At 70.9% G+C, this 12,315-nt stretch carries 11 protein-coding genes; 5 read left to right on the top strand and 6 right to left on the bottom strand.

Annotated elements, in window-relative coordinates; translation table 11 throughout:
• Window positions 1-1,075 (top strand): ABC transporter ATP-binding protein (locus tag C1I95_RS26675; RefSeq protein WP_325048865.1); only part of this gene is annotated, 1,075 nt, incomplete at its 5' end.
• 29 nt (window positions 1,076-1,104) lie between these two features.
• Here the strand turns inward: C1I95_RS26675 and C1I95_RS26670 are convergent.
• Window positions 1,105-1,800: a TetR/AcrR family transcriptional regulator gene (locus C1I95_RS26670; protein ID WP_233513900.1), complete on the bottom strand. Its 696-nt coding sequence runs from the start codon at window positions 1,798-1,800 to the stop codon at window positions 1,105-1,107.
• Between the two features lie 72 nt (window positions 1,801-1,872).
• Between C1I95_RS26670 and C1I95_RS26665 the strand changes: the two genes are divergently transcribed.
• From C1I95_RS26665 to C1I95_RS26655, 3 genes are read left to right on the top strand one after another with little or no spacing between them, the layout of a single operon-like run.
• On the top strand, window positions 1,873-3,174 hold the full coding sequence (locus tag C1I95_RS26665) for a glycosyltransferase (RefSeq protein WP_111217829.1): 1,302 nt from the start codon (window positions 1,873-1,875) through the stop codon (window positions 3,172-3,174).
• Window positions 3,171-4,616, top strand: coding sequence for an NAD(P)/FAD-dependent oxidoreductase (locus C1I95_RS26660; RefSeq protein WP_111217827.1), 1,446 nt, complete (start codon window positions 3,171-3,173; stop codon window positions 4,614-4,616). Before C1I95_RS26665 ends, C1I95_RS26660 begins: the two co-directional genes overlap by 4 nt.
• A 58-nt stretch (window positions 4,617-4,674) precedes the next feature.
• On the top strand, window positions 4,675-6,081 hold the full coding sequence (locus C1I95_RS26655) for an aminobutyraldehyde dehydrogenase (RefSeq protein ID WP_111217825.1): 1,407 nt from the start codon (window positions 4,675-4,677) through the stop codon (window positions 6,079-6,081).
• Between the two features lie 108 nt (window positions 6,082-6,189).
• Here the strand turns inward: C1I95_RS26655 and C1I95_RS26650 are convergent, their stop codons facing one another.
• Genes C1I95_RS26650 through C1I95_RS26630 form a run of 5 tightly spaced genes read right to left on the bottom strand, consistent with a single transcriptional unit; the run spans window position 6,190 to window position 11,285 of the window.
• Window positions 6,190-7,152, bottom strand: coding sequence for a carbohydrate ABC transporter permease (locus C1I95_RS26650; protein ID WP_111217823.1), 963 nt, complete (start codon window positions 7,150-7,152; stop codon window positions 6,190-6,192).
• Between the two features lie 13 nt (window positions 7,153-7,165).
• A complete protein-coding gene (locus C1I95_RS26645; protein ID WP_111217821.1) occupies window positions 7,166-8,107 on the bottom strand; it encodes a carbohydrate ABC transporter permease in 942 nt (313 codons plus the stop codon).
• A gap of 38 nt (window positions 8,108-8,145) precedes the next feature.
• Window positions 8,146-9,549, bottom strand: coding sequence for an N-acetylglucosamine/diacetylchitobiose ABC transporter substrate-binding protein (gene ngcE / locus C1I95_RS26640; RefSeq protein WP_111217819.1), 1,404 nt, complete (start codon window positions 9,547-9,549; stop codon window positions 8,146-8,148).
• 27 nt (window positions 9,550-9,576) lie between these two features.
• Window positions 9,577-10,326, bottom strand: a complete 750-nt coding sequence (locus C1I95_RS26635; RefSeq protein WP_111217816.1) for a sugar isomerase domain-containing protein — start codon at window positions 10,324-10,326, stop codon at window positions 9,577-9,579.
• A complete protein-coding gene (locus C1I95_RS26630; protein WP_111217814.1) occupies window positions 10,323-11,285 on the bottom strand; it encodes a MurR/RpiR family transcriptional regulator in 963 nt (320 codons plus the stop codon). The genes C1I95_RS26635 and C1I95_RS26630 overlap by 4 nt, the downstream gene beginning before the upstream one ends.
• Before the next feature lie 190 nt (window positions 11,286-11,475).
• Here C1I95_RS26630 and C1I95_RS26625 point away from each other — a divergent pair.
• On the top strand, window positions 11,476-12,315 hold an 840-nt coding region (locus C1I95_RS26625; protein ID WP_111217812.1), incomplete at its 3' end, for an N-acetylglucosamine kinase.

The following is a 12,315-nucleotide window of genomic DNA, read 5'->3' as shown; positions in this document are numbered from 1 at the left end:
GGTCAGCACACCCCTCGCCCCTCAGCCCCGCACCGGCGAGTCCCTGGTCAGCATTGAGTCGGTCAGCCGGCGCTTCGGCGAGGTCCGGGCGCTGGACCAGGTCAGTCTCGAGATCCGACAGGGTGAGTTCTTCGCACTGCTCGGCCCGAGCGGCTGCGGCAAGACGACGCTGCTGCGGATCCTCGCCGGCTTCGAACATCCGGACAGCGGATCGGTGACCCTCGACGGCGCCGACCTGCTCGCCGTCCCGGCGCACCGGCGACCGGTCAACCTGATGTTCCAGTCCTACGCCCTCTTCCCGCACATGAGCGTGGCGAAGAACATCGCGTACGGGCTGGAGCGTGAACGGGTACCGAAGCGGGAGATCCGGGAGCGGGTGGACGAGGTGCTCACCACCGTCGGGCTCACCGGGCTGGACCGTCGCCGGCCGCACCAGCTCTCCGGCGGTCAGCGCCAGCGCGTCGCGCTGGCCCGGGCGATCGTGAAGCGACCCCGGCTGCTGCTGCTCGACGAGCCGCTGTCCGCGCTGGACAAGAAGGTACGTGCCGAGATGCAGCTGGAGCTCAAGCGGTTGCAGCACGAGGTCGGCATCACCTTCGTGGTGGTGACCCACGACCAGGAGGAGGCGATGTCGCTGGCCGACCGGATCGCGGTGCTGAGCGAGGGCCGGGTACGCCAGATCGACGCGCCGGTGCCGCTGTACGAGCGCCCGGCCGACCTGTTCGTGGCGGACTTCATCGGGGCCAACAACCTGATCGACGGTGTGGTCACCGTGGACGGTCTACGGGTGCCCGAGGTCGGCCTCCTCCCCTGCCCCGCGTCGCCAGCCGCCATCGGCCGGGCGGCGACCCTGGCGGTACGTCCCGAGCGGGTGCGGCTGGGCGGCGACGGCGGACTGACCGGTGTGGTGCGCGACGTGACCTTCTTCGGCGGGACCACCCGGGTCGCGGTGCAGGTCGCCGGGCTCGACCGGCCGCTGCTGGCCACGGTGGCCGGTGCCGCCGCGGTGGTGGTCGGCGACCGGATCCGGGTGGACTGGTCGGGTGCCGACGGCGTGCTGCTCGACGGATCCTGACCGTCGGGGGCGGTGCCGCGACCCCGGTGCTACGCCGAGGCGCGCCGGGCGCGCGGCGCCTTGGCCGGCTCGGCCGGCACGTCGAGCGGATTGCCGGTGACCTGCCGGGCGTACGACAGGATCAGCTCGACCGCCTCGGCGACGTCCAGCGTCGGATGGCGGGCGATGATCCGATAGCCGTACGCGTCCTCCAGCGCCACCAGGTTGCGGGCGATGGTCTGCGACTCCGCGGCGAGGCGGAACACGCCCTGGGCGGCACCGAGTTCGAGGATCGTCTGGTACATGGAGACCTGACGGTCGTAGAGCGTGGTGAGCAGGGCGGCGTAGACCCGGTTGCGGCCGGCGGCCCCGCCGAGTTCGCAGAGCAGGCGTACGTCGGCGTCCTCGGCGTCGGTGGGCAGTCCTGACCGGATGGTCACCACCAGTTTCCGCACCGGGTCGGAGATGCCGGCGATCCTCCGCACCCGCAGCTCGTAGAACCGTTCCATGCCGGCGTGGTGCGCCTCCAGCAGCAGATCCCGCAGGTCGGGGTAGTGGTACAGGACCGCGCCGGAGGTGAGCCCGGCCTGTTCGGCCACCTGGTTGAGCAGCACCGTGTCGGTCCCGTGCTGGATCATCGCGCGGCGGGCGGCCTCGATGAGATCCTGCCGGCGCTGGGTGCGGGACTTGCGGGTGGTCATGCGGCCCCGATCCGGGTACGACGTCAACACTTCGCCAAACACCATAGCGCCTGCGTATTGACTCCCGACCGAGGAGCTTGTTGAATTTCGATTCAAGAAACGGCCCGGGGAGAGGCGATGTCTGCGCTGACCGTCCTGTTCATGCCCGAGAGTGCGTACGGCCCCACCAACAACTGCATCGGCATCGGCGACGTGCTGCGCCGACGCGGGCACCGGGTGGTGTTCGCGGCCGAGGCGTCGTGGCGGGGCAAACTGACCGCCCTCGGCTTCGAAGAGGACCTGGTCGACCTCGCGCCACCGCCGGAGAACGCCGAGGAGCAGGACGCCGGGCAGTTCTGGAAGGACTTCATCCGGGACACCGCGCCCGAGTTCCGCAAGCCGACGATCGAGCAGGTCGAGACCTGGGTCAAGCCGGTCTGGGTCGAGCTCATCAACGGCGCGAAGCACTGCCAGCCCCGGCTGCTGGAGATCATCGACCGGGTCCGCCCCGACGTCATCGTCGAGGACAATGTGGTCGCCTTCCCGGCGCTCAACACCGCCGGGGTGCCCTTCGTGCGGATCGTCTCCTGCAACCCGTTGGAGATGAAGGGCGACGACATCGCCCCGGTCTTCTCCGGCCACCCCGCCGCCGACCGGTCCGACTGGGCCGCGTTCCGCGCCGAGTACGACCGGGTCCACCGGCCGGTCTGGGAAGAGTTCGACGCCTGGGTCCGCGAGCAGGGCGCACCGGCCCTACCCGACCTCGAGTTCATCCACGAGGGCGACCTCAACCTCTACGTCTACCCGGGCATCGCCGACTACACCGACGCCCGGCCGCTCGGGCCGACCTGGCAGCGGCTCGAGTCGTCGGTTCGGGAGACCGACGAGGAGTTCACCCTGCCGGAGCAGCTCGCCGGCCGGGACGGCGCGCTGATCTACTTCAGCCTCGGTTCGCTCGGCTCCGCCGACGTCGAGCTGATGCGGCGGGTCATCGACGCGCTGGCCAAGACGCCGCACCGGTACATCGTCTCGAAGGGTCCGCTGCACGCCGAGATCGAGCTGGCGGAGAACATGTGGGGTGCCGAGTTCCTGCCGCAGACCACGATCCTCCCGCTGGTCGACCTGGTCATCACGCACGGCGGTAACAACACCACCACCGAGGCGCTCCACTTCGGCAAGCCGATGATCGTGCTGCCGCTCTTCTGGGACCAGTACGACAACGCGCAGCGGGTCGACGAGCTGGGCTTCGGGGTACGCCTCGACCCGTACCGGTTCACCGACGAGCAGCTGCACGGGGCGATCGATCGCCTGCTGGGCGACGAGGAGCTGCGCGGCCGGCTCGTGGCGCACGGTGCGGCGATCCGGGCCGCCGACGGCCTGCGGCAGGCCGCCGACGCGATCGAGCGACTGGGCGGCAGCGCCGCCGAGGCCCGTCCTTGACCAACTGGTACGCCCCGTCGGCCCGCAACGGTTCGGCCCCGGCGCAGGCGAAGGCGCAACGGGCCATCGCCGACGCGGCGCCGACCGCCTTCTGGACCGACCGCCCCGACGCCCCGCCGCAACGGCCGCGGCTGACCGGGGCACGCACCGCCGACCTCGTGGTGATCGGCGGCGGGTTCACCGGCCTGTGGACGGCCATCCTGGCCAAGCAGGACGATCCCGCCGCCGACGTGGTGCTGCTGGAGGCCCGGCAGGTCGCCGCCGGGGCGTCCGGTCGCAACGGCGGCTTCATCTCCGACTCGCTCACCCACGGCCTGTCGCACGGCACGTCGCGTTGGCCCGCCGAGATGCCGGCCCTCGTCCGACTCGGCCGGGAGAACCTCGCCGCGATCGCCGGCACCGTGCGCGAGCACGCCATCGACGCCGACCTCCGGCTGTGCGGCAAGACGGCCGTCGCGGTCGCCCCGCATCAGCTGGCCGACCTCGCCGCCCTCGCCGAGCTGCACCTCAGCTACGGCGACGACGTCACCCTGCTCGACGCCGACCAGGTCCGCGCGGACGTGGCGTCGCCGATGTACCTCGGTGGCGTACGGCTGCGCGGCACCGGCGGTCTGGTCGATCCCGCCCGGCTCACCTGGGGACTGGCCCGGCTCGCCGAGGCACTCGGGGTGACGATCCACGAGGACACCAGGGTCACCGGGTTCGACCGGTCCCGGACCGGGGTGGTGGTCCGCACCGCCGACGGCCGGGTCACCGGCCAGCGGGCCGTCATCGGCACCAACGCCTATCCCCCGCCGCTGCGGCGGTTGCGGCACTGGATCCTGCCGGTGCACGACTACGTGCTGGTCACCGAACGGCTCACCGACGCGCAGCGGGCGGAGCTGCGGTGGCCGGAGGCGCAGGGCCTCACCGACGCCGGCAACCAGTTCCACTACTACCGCCTCACCGCGGACAACCGGATCCTGTTCGGCGGCTATGACGCCGTCTACCGGTTCGGCAACCGGGTGGATTCGGCCGTCGACCAGCGCGACGCCACCCACCTGCTGCTGGCCCGGCACTTCGCGGAGACCTTCCCGCAGTTGGACGGGGTACGGTTCACCCACCGCTGGGGTGGCGTGATCGACTCCACCACCCGGTTCACCCCGATGTTCGGCACCACCCGCGACCGCCGGATCGCGTACGCCGTGGGTTACACCGGGCTCGGCGTGGCGGCCTCCCGGTTCGGTGCCCAGGTGGCGCTCGACCTGCTCGCCGGCCGGGACACCGAACGGACCGGGCTGCACATGGTACGACGACGGCCGGTCCCGTTCCCCCCGGAACCACTGCGGTACCCGGTGGTGGAGCTGACCCGCCGCGCGCTCGCCGCAGCCGACGCGCGCGACGGCCGCCGGGGCCCATGGCTGCGACTTCTCGACCGGTTCGGGGTCGGGTTCAACAGTTGACGGTCGCGTGGGCATGGGCGGTGCCGGCCCATCCCACCCGGCCCGAAAGGAGCGAGACGTGGCGCTACTGACCAATCCCGCGACCGGGGCCGCCATCGGCGAGGTCCCGGACACGGCCCCCGGTGACGTCGCCGACCGGGTGGCGGCGGCGCGGAGCGCCTTCGAGCAGTGGCGTGAGGCCACCCCGGCCGACCGGTCCCGGGTCCTGCTCCGCCTCGCCGACCTGGTGGAACGCGACGCCGAGGAGCTGACCCGGCTGGAGGTCGAGGAGACCGGCAAACCGGCCTCGGTCATGGGTGACGGCGAACTGCCGTTCGGTGTGGACAATCTGCGCTTCTTCGCCGGTGCGGCGCGTTCGCTGGACGGTACGGGTGCGGGCACGCTGTCGGCCGGCTACACCTCGCTGCTGGTCCGCCGGCCGGTCGGGGTGGTCGGCGCCATCGCGCCGTGGAACTTCCCGCTCATTATGGCGATCTGGAAGATCGGTCCGGCCGTGGCAGCCGGCAACGCGGTGGTCATCAAGCCCGCGCCGCAGACGCCCCGGACGACCCTGGCGTTGGCCCGGCTGATCGAGGAGGCCGGCGCGCCGGTCGGTCTGGTCCAGGTGGTCACCGGTGGCGCCGAGGTCGGCGCCGCCCTGGTCGGCGACCCGGGCGTGGACATGGTCAGCGTCACCGGCTCGACCCGCACCGGGCGGGAGGTGATGCGCGGCGCGGTGGCCGGGCTCAAGCGGGTGCACCTGGAACTCGGCGGCAAGGCACCGGCGATCGTGTTCGACGACGCCGACCTGGCCGAGATGGCCGCCGGCGTGGCGATGGGCGCCACCTACAACACCGGCCAGGACTGCACCGCCGCCACCCGGGTCTACGTCCAGCGATCGGCCTATCGGGACGCGGTCGGCGCGCTGGAGGCCGCGCTGGCGAAGATCCGTACCGGTGATCCTTGGTCGACCGGGACCGACATCGGCCCGCTCATCTCGGCCGACCACCGGGACCGCGTGGCCGGTTTCGTCGCCCGCGCGGCGGCCGAGGGGGCCACCGTCGCGCTCGGCGGCGCGGCCACCGACGGGCCCGGGTTCTTCTTCCCACCGACCCTGGTCCTCGACGCGGACCAGCGCAGCGAGATCGTGCAGGGCGAGGTGTTCGGCCCGGCCGTCGTGGTGCTGCCCTTCGACGCCGAGGACGACGGGGTACGGCTGGCCAACGACTGCCAGTACGGCCTCGCCTCGTCGGTCTGGACCCGCGACGTGGCCCGCGCCCTGCGGGTCAGCCACCGGCTCGACGTCGGGGTCACCTGGATCAACGACCATCTGCCGATCGCCTCCGAGGCACCGCACGGCGGGGTCAAGGGTTCCGGCTTCGGCAAGGACATGAGCCAGCAGGCGGTCGCCGAGTACTCGGTCACCCGGCACATCATGATCAAGCATGCCGCGCCGGTCGCCCGCGACTCCTTCCGGCCGGCCTGAGCCCGACGCTCTCCGGCGCTTCATGATCGTGCTCGACCAGGACCGAGTGACCTCCCCCGGGGTCGGGAGGCCACCCGGTCCTGATCGGGCACGCGCACCGGCCTGGCGTTACTTGCTCACGCCGGCGGTGAGGCCGGACTGCACCTGGCGCTGGAAGACGATGTAGACGATGAGCACCGGCAGCATCGCCATGGTCACCCCGGCGAACAGGCCGGACCAGTCGGACCGGTAGCCCTGGTTCACCGACAGTTCGATCAGGCCCTGCGAGATGACCTGGTTCTTCGGCTCGCCGGCCACCGACTGCATGAGCAGCGTCGGCAGGTACCACTGGTTCCACTGGCCGAGCACGTTGAAGATGCCGATGCTGATCAGGCCCGGCTTGGCCATCGGCAGCATGACGCTGAAGAACAGCCGGCTGTGCGACGCCCCGTCGACCATGCCCGCCTCCGCGATGGCGGTCGGCAGGGTACGGAAGAACGAGTGCATGAAGAAGACGGTGAACGCCAGCGACCAGGCCACGTAGACCAGGATCAGCATGAGGTGCTTGTTCGGGCCGAGGAACGGCAGCACCACGCCCATGTTGTAGACGCCCTTGAACAGCGGCACCGCGGCGAGGTAGATCGGCAGGGTCAGCCCGGACAGGAACATGTAGTAGATCAGCCGGTTGCCGGGGAAGTCGTAGCGGGCGAGCACGTAGGCGGCCATCGAGCCGAGCAGCATGGTGAGGAAGACGCTGCCGGTCAGCACCAGCACGGTGTTGAGGAAGAACGAACCGATGTGCCCCTCGGTCCAGGCCCGGGCGAAGTTGTCCCACTGCAGCCGCTCGGGGATGAGCGACAGCGGCTTGCGGATGACCTCGGCGTCGGTCTTGAGCGCCGACATCACCACCCACAGCAGCGGGTAGACCACCATGATCGCCCAGACGGCGAGGAACAGGTGCGAGAAGCCGTTGAAGAACCGCGCCCCGGCACTCCCGCCGCCGAGGGCGGCGCGTCGTGCCGGCGTACGGCCCGGCGGCGGGGCCTGGTCGGGCCCGGCCAGTCCACCCGGGGTGTGGGTCACCGTGCTCATCGTCCAGGTCTCCTCAGTACTCGATCCGCTCACGACGGGTGATCCTCAACTGCAGGGCGGCCAGCAGGATCGTGAAGATCGCCAGGGCCACCGCGATCGCGCAGGCGTAGCCGAACTGGCCCTTCTGGAACGCGTTGAAGTTGATCACCGAGGCGAAGATCTCGCTGGCGTGGTTGGGACCGCCCTGACTCGGGGTCATGATGTACACCAGCGCGAACATGTCCAGCGCGATGAAGCCCAGGTAGACCCAGGCCACCGAGACGGTGTCGCGCAGCAGCGGCAGGGTGATCCGGAAGAAGGTGTGGAAGCGGCCGGCACCGTCGAGGATGGCCGCCTCGTAGACATCCTTCGGAATCGACTGCATGGCCGCGGAGAACAGCACCATGTAGAAACCGGCGCCGCTCCAGACCGCGATCAGCAGCAGCCACCACAGCACCGCCGGTACGCCGAGGAAGGGCTCCGGGTCGTACATGAAGGTGATCGGGTCGTCCCCGTCGATCAGCCCGATCTTCATCAGCACGCCGTTGATCAGGCCCTGGCCGTCGGCGCGGTAGATCTGCTGCCACATCACCGCGATGACGACCAGGGACAGCACCTGCGGGAAGAAGAAGATCACCTTGTACAGGCCGGAACCGAAGACGCCCCGGATGCCGGCCCTGTCCTCGCGTCCGCCCACGTTGAGCAGGAACGCGAGGAACAGGGCCAGCGCGATGGTGAACAGCGGCACGGTGACCAGGAAGAAGACGTTGTGCCAGAACGCCTTCCTGATCAGCTCGTCGGAGAACAGCCGGATGTAGTTCTCCAGCCCGACGAACTGCTGCCGGTCGGAGTAGCCTCCCCAGTCGGTCAGCGAGTACCCGGCAGCCTGCAGGAACGGCCACACCACATAGAAGAGGTAGAGGCCGACCGGCAGCGCCAGGAAACCCGTGACGAAACGCGCAACACCGTGCCGCATTTCTCTCACTTCCTCGTTCGGTCAGGTCCGGGTAGGCGTCACGCGTTGCGGGTCTGCTTGGTGATCGACGAGTCCTTGGCGACCTTGTCGGCGGCCGCCTGCATCTTGTCGACGAACTGTGCGGCGGTGAGCCGACCGGCCATCAGCTCCTGGGAGAGGTTCTGGCCCTCCTTGTCCAGGTCGGCGTAGAAGTCCCAGAGCTTGACCGAGATCAGGTCCTGGCCGGCGTTCTTCATCACCTCGTTGGCCGTCGCCAGCGCCGCGTCCTGCACGTTGTCGCCGGAGCCCTTGGTCGACGCCAGGGACTTGGTCAGCTCGGCGAACTTCGCCGAACCGGCCTTGGACACCACGGCGCGCAGGAACTCCTTCGCCGCCGCCTTGTTCGGGGCCTTGCTCGGCACCACGAAGCCCTCGCCGGCACCGGCGAAGACGTCCTTCGGTGCCTTGTCGGTGGCGCCCAGACCCCAGTAGTCGGACAGCTTCATCTCGAAGCCCGGCGGGATGGTCGCCGCCATCTCGTTCTTCAGCCAGGTGCCGACCTGGATGAACGCCGCCTTGCCGTCGAGCCACGCCTGCTGCGACTGGGTGTGGTCGAGCTTGCCGGGGAGCACCAGCTTGTCCTTGACCATCTTCTCCCACGCCTCGAGGGCGGGCAGGATGCCGTCGGCGCGCCAGGCGTTCTCCTTCAGGTTGTCGATGTCGATGACCGCCTGCCGGCCGGCCGACTTCCAGATACTGGCCATCAGCGCCCAGCGCGGGTAGTAGCCGTGCACGGCGTCGTAGACGTACGGTGCCAGGCCCTTGGCCTTGATCTTCGGGGCGAGGGTGAAGAACTCCTCGAAGGTCTTCGGCGGCTCCCAGCCCTCCTTGCTGAACAGCGCGCCGTTGTACCAGTTGCCCCACACCGTGAACGCGACGTAGACCACGTAGTACTTGCCCTGGAAGGTGCCGTCGGAGACGGTGCCCGGCAGCAGGCTGTCGGCGACGGTGCCCTCGCTGTCCCAGGCGGGCGCGGCCAGCAGGTCGTCCAGCGGCTCGATGGCCCCCTCGTTGATCAGCGTGCTGAGGTCCATCAGGTCGGCGCCCGAGTTCATGATGAGATCGCTGGGCGTCGTCGCCATCTTGGGCTGTTCTTCGGTCTTGATCTTCTGGGTGGAGCTCATGTTGACCGTGACGTCCGCGTGCTTGGCGGTGAAGATCGCCTGGTCTTCCTTCGCCCAGGCGTCACCCAGACCACCGTTGAAGATGACCACCTTGACGGCGCTGTCCTTCTGCACGCCGAAGGGGTTGTCGTTGCTCTTCTCACCGGGGCTGTCGGTGTTCGGGGTCGGCGTGCTGCCGGCACAGGCGCTGAGCAGGCCCACGGCCGGGGTCACCAGGAGGCCCGCGGCCGCCGCGCGGCGCAGCAGGGTCCGGCGGTCGAGATCGGGAGAAACAGACATCGTGTTGACTCTCCTTGTGGTGTCGGGTCAGGCGGTGCGCCGGAGACGCCCGGCGTACCGCGACTCGAGGGCGAGGTTGTGCTCGTCCCCACCGGGGACGTTGGCGGAGAGATAGATAGGGGGCGCCTCTCCGGCCTGGTGGAACCGTCGTACGACCTCCGCGGTCAACAGCTGCGCCAGCAGCGCCGAGGTGACCGAGGAGACCGCACAGACCGCGCCGCCGCCCTCGAGCGGCAGCAGTGCGTCGCCGTACGGCGCGCCGTTGTCCAGCACGACGTCGGCGAGATCGGCGAGCCGCAGGCCGGACGGGTGCCGCGGGGCGACCCGTGCGGTGTGCTCGACCGAGGTGACCGCGATCAACGGGTGACCGCGCCCGGTAGCCAGCAGAGCCAGTTCGACCACCGAGCCGTTAATGCCGGACTGGGACGCCACCACGAAGACGTCCCGCGGCTGCGGTGCGGCAATTGCGTAGAGCTGGTGGGCGATGGCCGGGTCCCGTTCCAGCTTCGGGTCGGCGAGTACGTCGCGCGGGGCGTCGCCGTGCAGCACCAGGTCGTGGATGGAGAGCCGGTTGGTGGGGACCAGCCCGCCGGCCCGGGCGACCAGTTCGGCGGCGAACGCCTCGGAGTGGCCGGCACCGAACGCCTGCAACACCCCGGCGCCGCGCAGGCTGGCGGCGATCAGGTCGGCGGCCCGGCCGAGCGACTCGGCCTCCCGGTCGACGAGGCGGTCGAGGACCGGCCGGACGGCGTTCGCGTACCCCTGGGCACTGATCATGTGCTGGCCCCCCTCGCGGCCTTGTGCCCGTCGACGGCCTGGGCGGTACGCCGGAAGGCCGCGTGGGCGCGATCGTGGGTGCGCTGGGCGACCGCGATGTAGAGCAGGTCCAGCACGACCAGCTGCGGGTGCCGGGCGGACAGCGCGTCCGGCCGGAAGGTGGTGGCGTGACTGGCGGTGAGCAGGACGATGTCGGCCAGCTCGGCCAGCGGCGAGCGACGGAAGCCGGTCAGGGCGATGGTGGTCGCGCCCCGGCTGCCGCCCTCGGCGAGCATCTCGATGGCCTCCCGGGTCTGGCCGCTGTGCGAGATGCCCAGCGCGACGTCGCCCGGGCGCAGCAGCGCGGCGGCGGCGAGCCCGGAGTGCACGTCGTTCCACGCCCACGCGGCCACCCCGATGCGGTGCAGGCTGAACTGCATCTCCTCGCCGACCAGGGCGCTGCCGCTGGCACCGAAGATGTTCACCCGGCTGGCCCCGGCGATCGCCACCGCGGCCCGCTCTACCTCGCCCAGGTCGAGCAGCGCGGCGGTGTCGTGCATAGCCCGGGTGTCGGCCGCCATGATCTGCTCCAACACCCGTTCCAGCGGGTCGCCGGGTTGGATCTCACGTCCGATGTCGACGGTCCAGCCGGCCGACCGGGCCCGGCCGGTTTCGGCGGCGATGCCCAGCCGCAGGTCGGCGTACCCGTCGAAGCCCATCGCCCGGCAGAATCGGGTGACCGTGGCCGGTGAGGTGCCGCTGCGTTCGGCCAGCTCGACGATGGTGGCCCGGGCCGCCGCCTCCGGGTCGCTGAGCACGTGCTCGGCGACCCGGCGCAGCGCGCCGGTCAACTCGTCGGCGCCGGTGCGCACCCGGGCCAGCACCCCGTCGGATGGGACGCCCAGGGCGCCCCGCCGGTCAACCCCGACAGCGTCGGCCACCGCGGTGCCCGCGGAGGTGTCCGCCTCGTGATCAACCATGGGACGCCTTTCAAAAAAGACTGTTAACTGTTAGTGGTAAAAGTTCTTACTGAAGCCACCTCCATGTCAAGACCGTGGGCGAAGTTTTCAAACTGTTACCTGGAGCACACTCCGCGGCCGGACCCGTCCCTTGCCCTCGACCGCCACCACGACCAGCATGAATGCAAGATCGATCAAGGAGGTGGCGCTGATGTCCGGCACCGTCGTGGTCGGCCTCGACGTCGGCGGTACGTCCACCCGTGCCCTCGCGGTGACGCTCGACGGCGAACGGCTCGGCACCGGCCGGGCCGGCGGCGGCAACCCCACCAGCCACGGCGCCACGCGGGCGGCCGGGGAACTCCGCATCGCCCTGGGACAGGCGCTCGCCGGCGTCGACCCGGCCCGGGTGCGGGCCGGCGCGATCGGGCTGGCCGGGGCGGGCCGACTGCTCGCCGACCCGGCCGGCCGGGCCGCCTTCGACGACGCCTGGCGGGCCGCCGGCCTGCGCTGCCCGTACGCGGTTTACGGCGACGCCCTGGTCGCGTACGCCTCGGGCACCGCCAGCCCCGCCGGCACCGTGCTCGTCGCCGGCACCGGGGCGATCGCCGCGCAGGTACGCGAACTGCGGCTGGACCGCGTCGCCGACGGCCACGGCTGGCTGCTCGGCGACACCGGATCCGGCTTCTGGCTCGGCCACCAGGCGGTACGCCGACTGCTCGCCGCCCTGGACGCCGGCACCGACCCGGATAACCTCGGTCGACTGGTCCTCGCCGAACTGGCCGGCTCCGCCGAGGTGGCCACCCGACCTCGGGACACCGTCGACGCGCTGATCCAGACCGTCACCCGCCGCCCCCCGGTGGAACTGGCCCGGCTCGCCCCGCTCGTGGTCGACGCCGCCATCGCCGGCGACCCGACCGGCACCGCGCTGATCGCCGAGGCCGGCGCACACCTGGCCGCCACGGCCAGCCGGATCCGCCCGGCCGGGGACGCCACCCCCCTGGTGCTCGGCGGCGGCCTGCTGACCGGCGACACACCCCTGGCCACCGTGGTC

This window comes from Micromonospora craterilacus (assembly GCF_003236315.1).
Classification (GTDB): Bacteria; Actinomycetota; Actinomycetes; order Mycobacteriales; family Micromonosporaceae; genus Micromonospora; species Micromonospora craterilacus.
This window is presented reverse-complemented; position numbering and strand designations above follow the sequence as displayed.

Bases quoted from the DNA above. Each gene is read 5' to 3' on its own strand.
- C1I95_RS26670 (WP_233513900.1), bottom strand. From the start codon at position 1,800: ATGGTGTTTGGCGAAGTGTTGACGTCGTACCCGGATCGGGGCCGCATG.
- C1I95_RS26665 (WP_111217829.1), top strand. From the start codon at position 1,873: ATGTCTGCGCTGACCGTCCTGTTCATGCCCGAGAGTGCGTACGGCCCC.
- C1I95_RS26650 (WP_111217823.1), bottom strand. From the start codon at position 7,152: ATGAGCACGGTGACCCACACCCCGGGTGGACTGGCCGGGCCCGACCAG.
- C1I95_RS26645 (WP_111217821.1), bottom strand. From the start codon at position 8,107: ATGCGGCACGGTGTTGCGCGTTTCGTCACGGGTTTCCTGGCGCTGCCG.
- ngcE (WP_111217819.1), bottom strand. From the start codon at position 9,549: ATGTCTGTTTCTCCCGATCTCGACCGCCGGACCCTGCTGCGCCGCGCG.
- C1I95_RS26635 (WP_111217816.1), bottom strand. From the start codon at position 10,326: ATGATCAGTGCCCAGGGGTACGCGAACGCCGTCCGGCCGGTCCTCGAC.
- C1I95_RS26630 (WP_111217814.1), bottom strand. From the start codon at position 11,285: ATGGTTGATCACGAGGCGGACACCTCCGCGGGCACCGCGGTGGCCGAC.